Annotated in this window: 18 protein-coding genes; all 18 read right to left on the bottom strand. The window is 43.7% G+C overall.

Going from position 1 to position 16,923, the window contains the following annotated elements; all coding sequences use genetic code 11:
• Window position 1: 1 nt before the first annotated feature.
• Window positions 2–1,900 carry a sigma 54-interacting transcriptional regulator gene (locus QUF73_04040; GenBank protein MDM5225371.1) on the bottom strand — a complete coding sequence of 633 codons (1,899 nt, stop codon included), beginning with the start codon at window positions 1,898–1,900 and terminating at the stop codon, window positions 2–4.
• 113 nt (window positions 1,901–2,013) lie between these two features.
• The gene (locus QUF73_04035; protein ID MDM5225370.1) at window positions 2,014–2,712 is read right to left on the bottom strand and encodes a hypothetical protein; all 699 of its coding nucleotides are present in this window, start codon (window positions 2,710–2,712) and stop codon (window positions 2,014–2,016) included.
• A gap of 29 nt (window positions 2,713–2,741) precedes the next feature.
• The gene (locus QUF73_04030) at window positions 2,742–3,908 is read right to left on the bottom strand and encodes an alanine--glyoxylate aminotransferase family protein (GenBank protein MDM5225369.1); all 1,167 of its coding nucleotides are present in this window, start codon (window positions 3,906–3,908) and stop codon (window positions 2,742–2,744) included.
• 925 nt (window positions 3,909–4,833) lie between these two features.
• Complete coding sequence (locus tag QUF73_04025) at window positions 4,834–5,025, bottom strand: IDEAL domain-containing protein (GenBank protein ID MDM5225368.1); 192 nt, start codon at window positions 5,023–5,025, stop codon at window positions 4,834–4,836.
• A gap of 202 nt (window positions 5,026–5,227) precedes the next feature.
• Window positions 5,228–6,178, bottom strand: a complete 951-nt coding sequence (gene mdh, locus QUF73_04020; GenBank protein MDM5225367.1) for a malate dehydrogenase — start codon at window positions 6,176–6,178, stop codon at window positions 5,228–5,230.
• A 36-nt stretch (window positions 6,179–6,214) separates the two neighbouring features.
• A complete protein-coding gene (locus tag QUF73_04015; GenBank protein ID MDM5225366.1) occupies window positions 6,215–6,601 on the bottom strand; it encodes a BMC domain-containing protein in 387 nt (128 codons plus the stop codon).
• Between the two features lies 1 nt (window position 6,602).
• On the bottom strand, window positions 6,603–6,875 hold the full coding sequence (locus QUF73_04010) for a EutN/CcmL family microcompartment protein (GenBank protein MDM5225365.1): 273 nt from the start codon (window positions 6,873–6,875) through the stop codon (window positions 6,603–6,605).
• On the bottom strand, window positions 6,857–7,531 hold the full coding sequence (locus tag QUF73_04005) for a hypothetical protein (GenBank protein MDM5225364.1): 675 nt from the start codon (window positions 7,529–7,531) through the stop codon (window positions 6,857–6,859). Before QUF73_04005 ends, QUF73_04010 begins: the two co-directional genes overlap by 19 nt.
• Window positions 7,528–8,181, bottom strand: coding sequence for a phosphate propanoyltransferase (locus QUF73_04000; GenBank protein MDM5225363.1), 654 nt, complete (start codon window positions 8,179–8,181; stop codon window positions 7,528–7,530). The genes QUF73_04005 and QUF73_04000 overlap by 4 nt, the downstream gene beginning before the upstream one ends.
• 30 nt (window positions 8,182–8,211) lie before the next feature.
• A complete protein-coding gene (locus QUF73_03995; GenBank protein ID MDM5225362.1) occupies window positions 8,212–8,505 on the bottom strand; it encodes a BMC domain-containing protein in 294 nt (97 codons plus the stop codon).
• A 16-nt stretch (window positions 8,506–8,521) separates the two neighbouring features.
• The gene (locus QUF73_03990) at window positions 8,522–10,051 is read right to left on the bottom strand and encodes an aldehyde dehydrogenase family protein (protein ID MDM5225361.1); all 1,530 of its coding nucleotides are present in this window, start codon (window positions 10,049–10,051) and stop codon (window positions 8,522–8,524) included.
• A 35-nt stretch (window positions 10,052–10,086) separates the two neighbouring features.
• Window positions 10,087–10,740, bottom strand: coding sequence for an ethanolamine utilization microcompartment protein EutL (gene eutL, locus QUF73_03985; protein ID MDM5225360.1), 654 nt, complete (start codon window positions 10,738–10,740; stop codon window positions 10,087–10,089).
• 11 nt (window positions 10,741–10,751) lie between these two features.
• On the bottom strand, window positions 10,752–11,768 hold the full coding sequence (gene eutC, locus QUF73_03980) for an ethanolamine ammonia-lyase subunit EutC (GenBank protein ID MDM5225359.1): 1,017 nt from the start codon (window positions 11,766–11,768) through the stop codon (window positions 10,752–10,754).
• A 12-nt stretch (window positions 11,769–11,780) separates the two neighbouring features.
• Window positions 11,781–13,145, bottom strand: coding sequence for an ethanolamine ammonia-lyase subunit EutB (locus tag QUF73_03975; protein MDM5225358.1), 1,365 nt, complete (start codon window positions 13,143–13,145; stop codon window positions 11,781–11,783).
• A 17-nt stretch (window positions 13,146–13,162) separates the two neighbouring features.
• The gene (locus QUF73_03970; GenBank protein MDM5225357.1) at window positions 13,163–14,611 is read right to left on the bottom strand and encodes an ethanolamine ammonia-lyase reactivating factor EutA; all 1,449 of its coding nucleotides are present in this window, start codon (window positions 14,609–14,611) and stop codon (window positions 13,163–13,165) included.
• 164 nt (window positions 14,612–14,775) lie between these two features.
• Complete coding sequence (locus QUF73_03965; GenBank protein ID MDM5225356.1) at window positions 14,776–15,276, bottom strand: EutP/PduV family microcompartment system protein; 501 nt, start codon at window positions 15,274–15,276, stop codon at window positions 14,776–14,778.
• 13 nt (window positions 15,277–15,289) lie between these two features.
• Window positions 15,290–15,631, bottom strand: a complete 342-nt coding sequence (locus tag QUF73_03960) for a BMC domain-containing protein (GenBank protein ID MDM5225355.1) — start codon at window positions 15,629–15,631, stop codon at window positions 15,290–15,292.
• 28 nt (window positions 15,632–15,659) lie between these two features.
• A complete protein-coding gene (gene eutH / locus QUF73_03955; GenBank protein ID MDM5225354.1) occupies window positions 15,660–16,919 on the bottom strand; it encodes an ethanolamine utilization protein EutH in 1,260 nt (419 codons plus the stop codon).
• Window positions 16,920–16,923 lie beyond the last annotated feature (4 nt).

Genomic DNA, 16,923 nt, shown 5'->3' with positions numbered 1-16,923 from the left:
CTTACAAACTATTTATTTTTCGCCAGAGGGTCGTTCTGCCGATCCCCAGAATCTTTGCTGCTTCTGTTTTATTGCCGTTTACCTGCTTCAGCACGTTCAGAATATACTCTTTCTCATAGTTTTGAAGCTTCGTTTCTTCATCAAGTTCTTCATTATTGCAGTATTGTTTTAGCTCATGTAATTTGGTAAAGTCTTTCCCGCCTGCTGCTATAACAGTTTCTGAATCAATCATATTTTCAGGGGAAAGGATCATTGCTCTTTCAACAATGTTCCTGAGCTGGCGTATATTACCCGGCCAATGATAGCTTTGCATAATTTTCATAGCTTCAGCAGTGAAACCTTCAATATTTCTCCGAATGCCCGGTTCCAATTCTTTTATAAAAAAATTACATAACAATGGAATATCAGGTATCCTCTCACGCAAGGACGGAATTGGGATGTCAAGAATATTGAGGCGATAATACAAATCAGCCCGGAAGCTCCCATCTTCGACCATCTTCTCAAAATCACGGTTTGAAGCAGCGATGACCCGAATATTAATGGGGATCACTCTTTCATCCCCAAGCCGCATCACTTCGCCTTCCTGCAAAACTCTAAGGAGCTGGGCCTGGAGGGATTCAGCGAGTTCGCCAATTTCATCAAGGAAAATGGTTCCCTGATGAGCCAATTCAAATAAGCCTGTTTTCCCTCCCTTTTTCGCTCCCGTAAAGGCTCCTTCGACATAGCCGAACAACTCGCTTTCCAGCAGGTTTTCAGGAATAGCCGCACAATTCACAGCAACGAATGGCCCTTCCGACCGCTTGCTGAAGCTATGGATCAAATGCGCGAACACTTCCTTTCCCACACCTGTTTCCCCCGTCAGCAGAATAGTAGAATCCACCTGTGAATATTTCTTCACCTTTTGGATCGCTTTTTGATACATCTCACTTTCCCCGACAATATTATTTAAACTGTATTTCGTAACATGTCCGCGGTGAAGGAGCTTTTTGCGGATTTCCTGCTCCTGCTGCTGAAGTCTATGAACCTCCTGAAACGTACAGACAGCACCAAAGACCTTTTGCTCGTGCCTGATGGGTATTCGATTTGCAACCACTTTTACACCATTGGCATCCTGGATGCGGTTCAGCTCTTCCTTACCAGTCGAAAGAACTTTTTGCATTTGTGAATTAACGAGAATATCATCAATCGACTTACCGATAACCGAATCATAGGGCAGGTTTAAGATGCTGTAAACGGAAGGATTGCATACTGTAATAATCCCTTTTTCATCCACAGCAATTACACCATCAGCAATAAAATCCAGAATTGCCTGGAGCTCCTTCGTTCGCTTCAGTTCTGTCCGCCTCACATCAATCAGGCTTCTTGCTTCATGAATGGCCTGGATGACCGATTCCACTCCAGACGTTAATATCACAGTTTGTATCGAATCATTTTTAACTCTGTTCGTAAAAATACTTTTGCCAATCAGGACATCAATCTCTTTTTTGCTGAGAGCTTCAACGGCTGCTTCAGCTTCCTCAGGTACTATTACGGTATGCTTTTCAATCGAAAGGCCCAGAACAGATTCAATTGTTTCGATTCCCTGCAAAACATCCCGGGTGTCAGCTATCCCAACCTTCTGTCCGAGTTTTTGTGCTTCTTTGATGGTTCGGAGCAGGTCATATCCGGTTATGGGAATCTGTACGACGGGTATGCTCAGGTCGGACTCAATGAGCTTTAATCCCATGGTTCCTCTGCTGATGATTACTTCTGTTCCGGCTTTTTCAAATTCTTTAGCAGCTGCAATAGCATTTCGGAAGGTCACTTTTCGTATAGCGACATCTTCTCCTGTTTTTTCCGCAGCTTCCTTTGATACCTGTATCAGCTCGTCAATTGGGGTTAGAATGGCTATTTCGGACATCACGTCACCTCATTTTCCTTTTTCTCTTGGACAAGTTTTATTATTATATTAAGTTAATATTATCAGATGCCAAGGAAAATTTCGGTAAGTTTTCGTAATAATCAGTCTATTTATTAAATTAGGAAAGTACCAGCTTTTACTTTAATTACACTTTCAACCTGACCAAAGGGGCCCCCAGGTGAAAACATCCCCACTGCTGTGCCGGAAAGCTGAAAAAAATAGGATAGATCCTTAAGGTCCTCATCATTCAGCTGTTCAAAAACAGTGCCTCCTAAAATCACTGCATTTCCTATTAAACTGTCATCAAAAATGTCAAGCAGATGGCTGCAGAGCATTTTACCGCTTACTTTTCCGTTTAAAGCTCCGTTGACTTCAATATAAGCTGTATCAGGTATGAACATATTAAACGATCCAGCTGCCAGGCAAGCCGCCATTGAATCAGGCGAGATGACGATGGGGATGGCTCCCCTTCCTCCCAGACACTTAATATCCCCATCTATTCCTGCGATGACCATGCCTTTCAGCGAAATATCTTCTGTACAGAAATGTTGGGACAAATCGCAATCTATTAGTCTTATTCCTTTTCCTTTACAGAACATACGGATGACTTCATCTTCTTCATCTCTAAGTGAAAATAGAATCTTGGCTGGATTTTTAGCGTTTTTGTAACCTTGTCTGTTAAAAGCTTTGATCACATTAAGTGAATTTTGGCCGCTGACGAATAGGAAATCTGGTGTCACATTGATCTGATCCCCTGGAATAACTGAATGCAGATTTGCCAGTTCGGCGAGTCGTTTTTCAAATAAATTCACCGGGATCACGTCTCCTTAGGACCAGCAATTTAGCAGTATGGATTTTCGAGCCAATGCCGCTGTGCGGCGGAAACTCCTGCACCTAACTCCACTTCGTGTCCGCTCTTCTTTAAAGCAAGCTCCATTGCAGCAAACATCTTCAGCATATCTGCCGCATCCGTATACCCCATATGGCCGAGACGCAAAATTTGATTCTTCACCTTTCCAAGACCGCCCCCCAATGCGATATGGAATTCTTCCCGCATCATCTTTCTGAATTCATCGGCATTATTTAATTTTACGGCTGTCAGGGTTGGACTGGCAGCCGAATCATCCACCAGCAATTCAAGACCTAATGCCCGCACCCCTGCCCTTGTCATATCCCGAAGAGCAGTATGCCTTTTGTATTCAGCTTTTATTCCTCCGCTTTTTTCTATCATATTGCAGGCCTCGAGCAGCCCGCACACAAGTGATATATTTGGCGTGTAAGGCGTTCCTGTTCCTGATTCCAAGCCTTTTTTATAAAGTTTAAGGTCAAAGTAAAAGGATGGGCACTGATGTTTATTCACAATGTTCCAGGCCTTTTCACTCAATGTTATTAATGCAAGCCCAGGCGGCAGCATTAACGCTTTCTGTCCTCCAGTTGCCACAATATCGATGCCCCACTCGTCCATATATAAAGGTGTTCCGACTATTGAGCTAACTGCATCCACGAGGAAAATGGCATCCGTTTCTTTTACAACGGCCGCTATCTCTTTAATATTATTGATTGCAGATGTGGATGTTTCACAGTGTGTCGCAAAGACAGCCTTTGCCTCAGGATTTTCCTTTAATGCATTTCTCACATCATCAGGATCTACAATCGTTCCCCATTCCGCATCGACCCGAACGGTTTTGCAGCCGAGATGGTCCGTAATTCCCTGAAGGTATTCCCCAAAGTAGCCGACTACACAAAGGATGATTGTATCATTGGGACTAACCGTATTGATAATAGCTGTTTCAAGAGCGGAAGCTCCGCTTGAGGTAAGCGGGATCACCAGGTTATCAGTCTGGAATATCATTTTGGACTTTTCAGTGGTTTCCTGAAGTACATCCTGGAAGGCTGGATTCCGGTAATCCATCATGGGATGATCAAAACTTCTTAGCATAGCACGCTGTATTTCTTTCGGAACCTGAACTGGCCCCGGCAATCTTAAGTCCAATTTTTCTTCAAACATAACTTCCTCCCCTTATCGTTTCTGATTAATATCTTGCTAATGGGATATGTTGCAATTTCCGTGCCAATTTTGAATGCCTTTTGTACAAAGGTTTGTTTGTTAGGGGAGTGTTCTAGTGTTTCATTTTGGAACGATTTGGAACAGGTTGGTGAAACAGCTGGTAGGGGATAGCGGGAAGATGTTGATTTGGGATTAGGAAATGTATGAAGCGGCAATGAAGGCGGTTTTCTTTGGCTGCTGTGGATTATGGGCTTCATGAAGGCTTATGACGTCGATTTTCTTTGTTTGCTCGGGATTTTGGGCTCCATGAAGCCTTTATGACGACGGTTTTCTTTGGCCGCTCGGAGTTTTAGGCTTCATGAAGCTTCTATGACGACTGGTTTCTTCAGCTGCTCGGGGTTTTGGGCTTCATGAAGCCTTTATGGCGACGATTTTCTTCAGCTGCTCGGGGTTTTGGGCTTCATGAAGCCTGTATGACGACATTTTTCTTTGGCTGCTTTGGATTTTGGGCTTCATGAAGACTTTATGACGACGGTTTTCCTTGACTGCTCGGGATTTTGGGCTTCATGAAGCCTTTATGACGACGGTTTTCTTCAGCTGCTCTGGATTTTGGGCTCCATGAAGCCTTTATGACGACGATTTTCTACAGCTGCTCTGGATTTTGGGCTTCATGAAGACTTTATGACGACGTTTTTCTTCAGCTGCTTGGGATTTTGGGCTTCATGAAGACCTTATTACGACGGTTTCCTTCGACTGCTCTGGATTTTGGGCTTCATGAAGCCTTTATGAAGACCTTATGACGACGATTTCCTTCGACTGCTCTGGATTTTGGGCTTCAAGTAGACCATAAGATTCTTCAAACAACAAAAGGCAGCCCCATTCTTTCGAACAGGCTGCCTTTTTTACATTTTTAATTGTGGGTTTTCTAAGAAATCTTTTTTAATTCATCTGTTAGGCGGATGAATTCTTCTTTGTTTCGGCTAGTTAGTGCTTCATCAATTTTTTCGCGAAGCTTTTCTTTTCGGTATTCCTTAAGAGCTTGATTTAGGACTTGTTCTGCTAACAATGACACGTTTTCCTCAGACTGTTCCGGCGAGTTAAGTAGACGTTTTTCCATTTAAAATCAACCCCTTGACCTTTTTTCTATTGTAACAGAAGTTTTCAGATTATTCAAATCATTATTTACTGGAAATTTTGTCAGCAGCTGCTAAGCTTGTTAATTACAATGTACCCGGTAAGTGAACAGTTTAAACAAAAACAAAGAAGCTGACTCATGAGAAGAATTAACTTCCTCACAAGTCAGCTTTCCCAATGCACACTTAGGCTTTGGCTGTTTCAAGTATGCTCATTACATTTTGTACAGACTTAACGGATTGATCAAGGGCTTTTTTCTCATCGGCAGTCAATGGAATTTCAATGACACTTTCTATTCCATTTCCGCCCAGGATTGTGGGCACTCCCAGATAGATGTTACTGTATCCATATTCACCTTCCAAATAGGCAATTGAAGGAAGGATGCGTTTTTTATCTTTCAGAATCGCTTCAGCCATCTCAACCATTGAAGCTGCAGGAGCATAATAGGCACTTCCCTGGCCAAGCAGATTTACAATTTCTCCTCCGCCTTTCCTGGTTCTTTCCACAATCGCTTCAATTCGGTCAGCAGGCAGAATTTTCTCCAGCGGAATTCCGCCAGCATAAGAATACCTGACGAGCGGAACCATGTCATCTCCATGGCCGCCAAGGACGAAACCTGAAATATCTTCAATGGAAACTCCAAGCTCTTGAGCCACAAAGGTATTAAAGCGGGCTGTATCCAATACTCCTGATTGGCCAATTACCCGATTCTTCGGAAAACCAGTGGTTTTATAGCAGACATAGGTCATGGCATCGACAGGATTGCTTAATACAATGATATAGCTTTCCGGGGCGTATTTTTTTATATTTTGAGATACTTCTCTCATAATCTTCTCATTGACAGCGACAAGATCGTCCCGGCTCATTCCGGGTTTTCTTGGCTTTCCGGCCGTAATCAATACTAAATCTGCATCTTGAATGTCTTCATAGCTTGAAGTGCCGGTTATGCTGGCATTGAAGCGCTGAACCGGGCCAGCTTCAAGCATATCAAGGGCCTTGCCTTTTGTTGGGTTCGTCTGTGAAGGTATATCTACTAAGATTATGTCACCCAATTCTTTTTGGGCCATCATTAGTGCTGCTGTCGCACCCGTAAAGCCTGAACCGATAACGGCAATCTTTCTTCTTTTAAAAGCCATGGCTATTCCTCCATTTCATCATACTAGTGGAGTACTCTATTTATCTTCTACGCTATCCAGTTCCGCCGCAGATATCTGTTTCTTTTTGCTTCCTCCCTTTTTTACGGGGAGTGATTCAGGAGCTGGTTCTTGTTTCATTTCCTTTGGTTTCCTGTCATCTAGCAAAGCTTTCTTGATATCTTCATCAGGATGAGGTATAACATGCGCTGACACGAGTTCACCCACTCTTGCAGCTGCTACCTTACCTGCATCCACAGCAGCCTGAACAGCACTTACATCCCCCTGAACCAAAACCGTTACTAAGGCGGCGTCCACTTTTTCCTGCTTCACCAAAGTAACATCGGCAGCTTTCAGCATGGCATCTGCTGCTTCAATGGACCCAATCAGCCCTCTTGTTTCAATCATGCCAAGTGCTCTAGCCATCCTATTTCACCTCTTTCTTTTCAACGTCAACAGAATCGATAATTCCAATAACCAATGCATCAATTGGCAATCTTATATTCCCGGACATGTTTGAAGCTGAACTTCCACGCGTTACGAGAACTTGATCACCGACTCCTGCCCCAATACGGTCAACCGCAACGAATGATTTTTCTGCTGAAAGTCCATGAGGCTCGACAACCAAAAATTTCAGGCCAGTTAAATCATCCTCTTTTCTTGTGGCCCATACATTGCCGATTACCGTTCCCATTTCCATGTGTTTTCAGCCCCTTTTGTATCCATTACAATGATGCTTTTTCCCAATTCCCGTGCTGTATCACGTGCTAAAGGTGTTATAATGGTCTGTTGATCTGCGAGGATTTCATTCATTTTGCATTCTTGAACATCTCTTTGTGTAATCAGCTTCTTTGAGTCTGGCTGAACTGCATTGATAGGCTTTGGCGCTGCAAAATCCTCCAGGCTATTGATTTCAACCCCGAACTTAAACAGCTTTTCCTTATACTCCATTAAACTTGAAAAATACTCCCTGTTTGTTTTCTTCTCTCCATTCAGGATTTTATAAAGAGTTGTTTTCGGAATTAAGGTAACAGGGACATAATCAATAATACAGGCTGAGAGAAGCTCGCTTTCCGGTGTATCGCAAATGCCCAGTGCCCCTTTCACAAACAAGTCCTGGGAAGCATCAAGAAAAATAACCTTCATAACAGTATGCAGCTCAGCTTCTTCACTAAAGTCATAAGGAAGGACATTCCAGTTTTCCTCTAACACTTCTAATATATTTGCATCGACTTTATCTAAATCCCCAACTGCGAGGATATTATGTTTAGCTTTAGTATTTGGAGCAGATTTAGCACCTAATAATTTTTTCACCACTTCTTCAACTATTTGCTCAATTAAATGCCGGTCAATCATAAGTTTACCTCTTGCCTTACTAGCCTGCCAGCTGTTTTTCCGGTAATCAGTCCTGCATTGGCTTCATCAGTATCAATATGCATTTCAAGTCTATACCGGGGTGAGACTCTAATTAGCACATTCCCAAAGGATATTGGACGTTCTCCCTCTGCCTCAACTTTGACGTATTCCCCATTTTCCACGCCAAAAGCTTCAGCATCTTCCGGAGCCATATGAATGTGTGCCTGCGCAATAATCAGACCTTCTTTTTTATAAATGCTGCCCTTGGGTCCTATCAGAGTAACAGGCGAAGATCCTTCTATATTCCCTGATTCGCGAAGCGGAGGTTTTAACCCCAGCTTGATCGAATCAGTACGGCTGACCTCTACCTGGGTCATATTGCGGGCAGGACCAAGAATTCGCACTTTTTCAAGGCTTCCTCTTGGTCCTGCGATGGTTATAGTTTCGTTAGCAGCGAATTGGCCAGGCTGAGATAAATCAGCTTTTTTTGTAAGCTGACAGCCTGTTCCAAAAAGAATCTCCAAATCACTTTGACTTAAATGACAGTGCCGGGCAGAGACAGCCATTGGAATTGAATGATCTTTTCCTGAGGAATCTTTTATCCTTGAGACGATTTCCTCTACAATCGATTGAATGGCTTGCTCGTTCATGGTTTAAGCTCCTAACTTAGTAATCTTGTATTAAAGCTCCACATCAATTTTTGGAAGAATGCTTTCCAATTCGTTATGAGGACGAGGAATGACATGAACCGATTTCAATTCTCCAACACGCTGTGCTGCTGCAGCTCCCGCATCAGTTGCCGCTTTGACAGCACCTACATCGCCGCGCACAAGGACCGTTACAATTCCCCCTCCTACATGCACCTTTCCGACTAAATGAACATTCGCAGCCTTCACCATGGCGTCAGCAGCTTCCACTGAAGCAACCAGCCCTTTAGTTTCAATCATTCCTAATGCAGTTAATTCTCTAGCCATTTTTATTTCCTCCTAATTAGTTAGTTTGATATTTTTTCATCACTTGATTGACCATGTCGGCAATCATCTTTGCATCCACTTCGCCATCTGGCGATACTTGCTGAAGAACCTGTTTAACAATATGATCAACATCCCGGCTTCCGGCTTGCTCTATTTCAGCTTTAGAAGATGATGCAGCCGGTTTTGGGATGGTGACTTCTTTCGTACCATAAGCCATTCTTTTAATATTGATCAGGTGGCGTACTGTCACATTGTCAGAGGTAATGTTGCCGCCGAATGAACCGCATCCCAGTGTCAGAGAAGGCATTAGTCCGGTTGTCGCCCCAACAGCACCAATCGAGGAAAGCGTGTTGACCATCATCCTCGAAACAGGCATTTCAAGGGCAAAATCCTTAGCCACTGCTTCATCATTCGTATGAATGGAGAGGCTATGCCCTCTTCCGCCCAAATTGAGGAGCTGCAGGCATATTTCTTTTGCCTCCTGATAGCTTTCTGCTGTATAAAGGGCAAAAACCGGAGATAGTTTTTCAATTGAAAATGGTATGTCTTTGCCTACTCCAGTTTCTTCAGCAATTAAAACTCTTGTATCTTCAGGGACTTGAATACTAGCCATGGCTGCGATTTTAACAGCACTCTGCCCGACGATATCCGGATTCAGCTTTCCCGGTGAAGGCGAAATGACTTTTTCCAAAGCCGCTTTTTCAAGCTTATTTAAGAGATAAGCTCCATTATTTCTGAGTTCTCTAGTGGTCATTTCTTTGATGTTGCGATCGACGACAATCGATTGTTCAGTAGCGCAAATCGTTCCATTATCAAAAGATTTACTGTCAATAATCATTCTGACCGACTGGGCCACCTTAGCGGTTTTTTCAATATAGCAAGGAACATTTCCAGGTCCTACTCCATAGGCAGGCTTGCCTGAGCTATACGCAGCCCTGACCAGTCCGCCGCCGCCTGTTGCCAAAATGAGATTGATGTCGCGATGCTTCATTAATTCGTTTGTTGCACTCATTGAAGGCTTTGAGATCCATCCAATCAATCCTTCAGGTGCACCAGCCTGAATGGCTGCTTCATTGACAATTTTTAGAGCTTCAACTGTACATCTCACTGCTCTTGGATGAGGGCTCACGACAATGGCATTTCTTGTTTTTAGAGCAATCAGTGCTTTAAAAAAGGCTGTTGAAGTTGGGTTAGTAGTTGGAATGATGCCTGCAATGATACCGTAAGGATAGGCAATTTCCGTTACTTTATTTGCCCGGTCCTCACTTATGATGCCTACTGTCTTTTCATCTTTGATAGACTCATAGACAGCCTTAGAACCGACTTCGTTTTTAATTTTTTTGTGCTCGGCTATGCCCATCCCTGTTTCCTCTACCGCCATCCGGGCAAGGTAAAGTGACTTGGCATAAGCAGCTTCAGCGGCAATTTTGACGATCTCGTCAACCTGCTCCTGCGTATAGGCCATATACTTTAACTGCGCTTCCTTGGCTCGCTTTACAGCATTCCGCATTTCCTGCATGGATTGAAGATCATGATCGAATTGCAAGATTCCCACGCTCCTTTCAGGATATTTTGAAAAAATTAGTACTTTATAGGATTCTGAGAAATTTCCAAAATGGCATCCCGGAAAGCATCAGCTGCTGCCTGGCATGCTGATTGAGAGCCGGTCAGCAGCCCTCCGCCAAAGTTAGTTTCCGAAGGCGGACCGAAAAATTTAACCATTTCTACATCCGCCGCTTTTAGAGCAGCGTCGAGTCCATAAACGGCTTCCAATGGCGGAGCTATTAAATACGCTATAGGCTCTCCGATTTTGATGCCTGCTTCCTTTGACAGATAGGACCCTGTTCTGGAAACAACATGTGCATAAATGGCATGCGCTTTTTCCTGATCAAGCGCTTCAAAATATGCATCGGATTCAGCTGTCTGAAGTACAGCCTCTATGCCGCTTTTGACTTCATCAGGGGAAGGCCCTGCCATAATTCCAATCATTTCACCTGATAATGGTCCAGAAGCATGAGCAGCACCCGCATAAAAGGACCTGGCATAAACTACTTCGACATCCGCTCTTTTAGTAGCTTCATCGAGTGCGGTATAGCCTACGTCATCGACTGTAGAGGTGAAAATTGCCAGGCTTCGGTGATGGGGCTGAAGCTGAAACTGCTTTGCAAGCTCCTGGTCCACATTAGGTATCACCCGAACAGCCAATATATCAGCGTGAATACGTTCTAATCCCATTTTTCCGCCTCCTACCCTTCCTTTTTAACGAGCGATACACCACTTGCTTCATACTTAATTACTTTTTGGATGACCGTTCCGAGATAGGCGCCAGCCTCTGCGGGAGGAATTCCTCCTTTATGTATATTGGAAATTACCATCCGGTCAGCTTCGATCGTTCCTTTTCGGGGCTCATAGCAAAGATAGGCACTCAGTGATTCTGCACTGACCAAACCAGGACGTTCGCCTATCAATAACACAACTACTTTGGGCTTCAGGAGTTCCCCTACTTCATCCATAACAGCCACCCTGCCTTTTTCGATATAAAAAGGGGTCCCCATATCGAGGCCTAAACTTTTTAGGGATTGCTGCAGGGATAAATAAACATCCTCGGCATTTTCTTGTATGGCACTTGAGCTAAGCCCGTCAGACAGAATGATTTGAACAGTTGGTGCCTTTTGGCATTTAGTAATAATGAGCTTTTTAGCTTCTTCTGAAAGCTTTCTGCCATAATCGGGCCTTCGGATATACACTTCTTTTTCATTCACAAGCGTATTGACTTTAAAGAGTCCTAGACGGTTTATAAGATCGTCATTTACATCTCCATAGACAGCATCGACTGCTGCTGCATGGTCGAAGCGGAATTTCAGCCATGTGTCTGTCTTCGGTCTGGAACCTGCTCTTCCCACCCCGATTCTTGCAGGTGTTTTGCTCTTGAGTGCCTCAAGTTCAACTGGATCTGCCGGATTATCAACGCCTGCCTTTTCTGAATAACTTTCGGTCATATCATGACTCGCTTTATCTGTTGAGGTCATTTTAAGATCATTTGTATTCTTATAGCTTTTTATTTTTATTAGACCGTCTGTATCCTGTTTGCCAGCCTCAATAGCCTCCACTGACATCTTGGATGATTGTTTGCTGGGGTTCGATGTATGGTTCCAAAATTTTACTCCTGCGCTGCTTTCTTGCCCTTTCACATCAGAGGTTTGCTGCGATTGAAGTTTTTCCACTACAAGACGTGTTACTTTTTCAATCAGTTCAGGATTCATTATTTTCAACTCCTATCGTGAAAAAATGGTTGGATCGCCTGCGATTTTGCTCAGCTTTCCATTTTCGAAGATTCCCATTTTCTCAAGCCAATCCCTGAATATTGGAGATGGCTGCTTGTCCATCGTCTGCCTAAGGGTGGCAACGTCATGATAGCTCATGGATTGGTAATTGAGCATGCAATCATCTCCCATTGGGGCAGCAATAATAAAATTCACTCCAGCTGCTGTCAGCAGCACGCCTAGGTCTTCGATATCATTTTGATCGGCTTTAATATGGTTCGTGTAGCAGATATCAACCCCCATTGGGATTCCGTGCATTTTCCCCATAAAATGGTCCTCAAGCCCAGCCCTGATGACTTGCTTATTGTTGTACAAATACTCAGGCCCAATGAACCCAACCACTGTATTTACGATGTAAGGGTCATAATGCCGGGCAAAGCCATAATTTCTCGATTCCAGTGTCATCTGATCCATTCCAAAATGAGCTTCAGCGGAAAGCTCTGAACCCTGGCCCGTTTCAAAATATAAGCGCTGAGGCCCGGTGCCGGTGCCGAGAGTTCTTGCCATATCATTTGCTTCCTCAAGAAGTGAGGCAGTAATTCCGAATGATCGGTTGGCAGCCTCTGTTCCGGCTATGCTTTGGAAGATCATATCGGCAGGTGCTCCCTGTTCGATTGCCTTCATTTGAGCTGTTACATGCGCAAGCACACAGTTTTGTGTTGGTATTTCCCAGTCCTTAATAAAAGCATGTGTGGCATGGAGCAGCCTTTTTACACTCTCAACCGAATCATCCACAGGGTTAATTCCTATCACAGCATCACCTATGCCGTAGGATAAACCTTCTTTGAGAGAGGCAATCATGCCATCCACATTATCGGTTGGATGATTAGGCTGCAGACGGGAAGCCAGGGTCCCTTTATATCCAATCGTTATATTGCATTTGGTTAGTATTTCGATTTTGTTTGCCGCGTGAACAAGATCAAGATTGGACATGATTTTTGCGGCAGCGGCAATCATTTCACTGTTTAATCCCCTGCTGATTCGTTTTAGATTTTCACCAGTCGTGTCATCACTCAGGATATATTCACGAAGTTCAGCAACTGACCAATTTTTTATGCTCTGATAGACGGGTTCATTAATCCCGCTTTCTATAATTCTCGAAACCTCATCCTCTTCAGGCGAAAGCATCGGATTTTCCCGGATATCTGCTAATGTTAAATGACTTAGTACCAATTTAGCGGCAATTCTTTCCTGAACGGTTTCCGCTGCGATTCCCGCGAGGCGGTCCCCTGACTTTTCTTCATTTGCTTTAGCGAATAAATCTTTCAGATTATTAAACTGATATACATTTCCTAAATGACTGGTTTGCAGCTTCATAAATAATCCCTCCTTTCTTACTGATGGAATGTCAATGTTTTAATGACAACAGGTACTACATTGGTTTGAAGCAGGTGGCCGATATCTATGTAATCGCCATGTTCGACCTTAATCTGGTCGATGCATACGATACTTTGCATTGTTTCCTGAACTTTAATCGTCTGGCCAAGGACTTTTGCGTGGTCGCTTTCTAATACGACAACAAGCGGCTGTTCTGGTATTGGCTTTGCTTGTAAGGATTTCAGCAAGACTGAAGATAACTCCTGAATATCACGAAAGCCCAAATATGGCAGTGCCGTTAAATACAGGGCGAAATTTTGTCCCTCCTTCTGGGGGTCATAAATTTCCACCGCCTTTTTTACTGCTTCTTGAATCTGATGGAGACCTTTTTCCAGATTGTGATCAAATCGGATCTGATAGACTGGCAAATTGCGAATTGGCAATTCATTGCCTTCAGCATGGATGGTTGCCCCGCTGATTTCTGTCGTTTGTGTACCTGCTCCGAGAACTGTTGCCCTGACCGTCTCATCCGGTTCCAACCATTTGAAGGAGGCCAGCTCACGGCAATTTTGTAATGACTGTGCCAGCTGTTTTCCAATATCGTCATATTGAGCAGGAGAGGAGTCAGCGTTTTCAAATTGGTACAGGCATTCACTGATTCCGCCGGAAAACATGATGTAATCTATTTCCTCTGTCCAATTTGGATCATGTCCCAGAAGCAGAGGCAAATCAGGTTGATGCAGATCTTTCCTAAGCATTCTGCCAATGACTTCTGCCATGTAGTCTGTCAGTTTTCCGATGATAGGGTGATTTCTGCTGTCCCCTCTTTTTAAATCAGTCCCCCATTGCCGAAGGATTTGTTGAACAGGAGGAGAAATACTCTTTATATTGCCGTCAGCAAATTCAATCAGTCTGCCGCCGATATGCAGCGTGCATGTCCCGCATAGCCTTCCTGAACGATAAACTGCGGCATTGGCAGTGCCTCCGCCAATATCAACATTAGCCACAGTTTTTCCAGTCCTTTTAGATAATTCATAAGCTCCTGATCCTTTTGCAGCAATGATTCCTTCTAAATCAGGGCCGGCTGTTGCAACAAGAAAATCTCCTGCATGGTCAGATAAGGTATGGACCATTTCTTCGGCATTCTGTTTTGTTGCCGTTTCTCCTGTTATAATGACAGCCCCTGTTTTAATATCAGCCGGCTCGATTCCCGCAGATATATACTCCTCTCTGACAAGCCTCTCTACAGCTTCAATATCAATAGATGAAGCAGTCAGAAGAGGAGTCCGGTAAATCGGGCTCCGGTAGAGCACTTCCTTATCGATAATTTCGATTCGCGGCATATGGGTTCCGCCAGCCATATTCATGAGAGAGAATCTGCTGATGACGAGTTTGGTCGTACTCGTTCCGATGTCGATTCCTGCGCTGATAATATTCTCTTTTTGTGCATCGTAACGCTTCAACATGATCCCCGCCTTACTGCAGCAATTTTAACTTATTTGCAGGAAAATAAAAAAAAGGCACCCCATATGAGCAACCATTAATTGATTGTTCATACAAGGCACCTTTGCCTGATATATTTTTTTGTATAATTAAAATATATTCTATTATCTTCATTTTGTAAAGGGTTTCATCTGAAAATTACGACATCATCCGGCAATGAATCTGCATAATCCTTCATTTCTTGAAGAGAATGGCATTTCACCAAGCAGCGTATTTCTTCTATTCCTTTTCCGGAAATAGCGGAGGTAATCACTATAGGCCCTTTTGGAACTGCATTTCTAAGCTGGCTGAGTGCTGAGTTTACATCCGCTTGTTCAGAATCGCTTTTTGTCACGACTCCGATTGGCAGCTTATTAAACCCATTGCTAAAACCCGGCGGAAAAATGGTTTTCCGCTTTGTAGAATCCTGCAAATATAGTACATGGGTCACTTCGAGTGCCGTAGCCATGATATTTTTATAGAAAAATGGATTCTCTGTATATTCCCCCGGCGTATCCACAATCCAGTCAAAATAGTTCAGTGCCTGTGTTTTAACCGCTTCCGCTTTGCGGCCAAGAAGAGCATTTGTTAAAGTCGACTTTCCAGCCCCGATGGAACCGATCAGCATCGCTCTGTTCATTTTGGACATTATATACAGCTCCTTATGATTTAGTTATTTCCGAAGGAGTGTACCTTAGTGTTTCAGATAAAAAGCGGTTGATTTCCTCCATGGCCATTTGCACAGCTGACACGGTTCCTACAATTACAAGGCTGCCTGTGAACCGGTCCAGGAATCCTATCTGCACGTCTGCAGCTTTTGTCGCCAGATCTCCTGCAATGATAACCGTTTCACTTGGTGTCAGTGTTAAAATCCCTAACGCACCTGCCTGCTGGATCCCCAGTTTTTCAAACATATCCGGATCGGGATTTGCGATTAAATGGCTGAGTGTTACTTGTTTTCCCGGCACAAATTCTTGAATAAATCGTTGTTTTTCTTCATTCATTGCTTCGGCCCTCCCAGGTGAATGCTGCTTATATTGCTTTTTTTACTTTTTCTTCTTTTGTTAAATATTCATCTTTTCCGATTATGCCAGCTTCACGGTCTTTTTTCTCCAATTCCAGAGCCTTAGGCACAGATAGCCAGTACGCTAAACCAATTCCGATGATCCCAGCAGAAATTTTACCGGCTATAATTGGAAGGATTAATGTTGGCTGGAAATTTGCTGTAAAGGATAAATGGTCACCAAGCAAAAAGGCCGCACAGACTGCAAAGGAAATATTAATGACTTTATCTTTAGGCGGCATTGTTCTGACCAATTTAAACATGGCCAGGATGTTAGCGATTGTGGCAACTATCCCTGCACTGCCTTCCTTGCTTAATCCCACCTTACGGCCAATTGCCTCCAGAGGGCCGCCGGCATACTTTTGCAGAAGATAGACCATCGGAAATGCACCTGCAAGCATGATTCCAATATAGCCGGCAGTCTCAAGCGCCCGGAACTGATCCTCCGAATCCGCCATGATTGGGTGGAAGCCCCAGCCTCCAAATACAGTTGAGAATAATCCAGTGAAAATTTCGACGATAGAAAAGACCAAAACCAGCTTAATTCCCGCATCTAAAATACGTCCAAACCACATGAACCCGTTGATCATTAAATCCGGCAGGAAATATAACCCCAGTGCAATCAGGACTACAAAGATTAAAAGCGGACTTAAATTCAATAAGATTTGTCCCAAACCGAGCGCGAACTGATATTTTGCCTCACCGGATGTGGAAATGAAATCCCTGAAGCTTGAGCTGGAAACCGCAATAATCACACTTGAAATGAAAGCACCGATTGGAATGGTCAGAACGCCTGACATCACACCAAGAGCCATATATTTATGGTCTCTCTTATCAAGCATGGCCAGGCCCATCGGTATGGAGAAAACGATGGTTGCACCCGCCATAAAACCGACAATCATCGCCATAATCCAGCCTTCCTGTGTTTGCTTTAACACTTCAGCTAACTGGTAGCCGCCCATATCGGTTGCCAATATGGCAGTTGCAGCTATTGCAGGATCTGCCCCGATCGCAGCAAAAAATGGACCGCAGACCTTATCGATAAACCACGATAAATATGGAATGGAAGCCATGATCCCGGCAGCCGGGACAAAAATGTGGCCAACAGCATGAAGCCCCTCCATAAATTGCTTGCCTAACCCTTCATCACTGTTACGGATGGCTGCAAAAGCTCCTGCTACAGCACAAGCCATGATAATGTAAATAACAATTTTACCTACCATTTCCATCATA

Source organism: Cytobacillus sp. NJ13, from assembly GCA_030348385.1.
GTDB lineage: Bacteria > Bacillota > Bacilli > Bacillales > Cytobacillaceae > Cytobacillus.
This window is presented reverse-complemented; position numbering and strand designations above follow the sequence as displayed.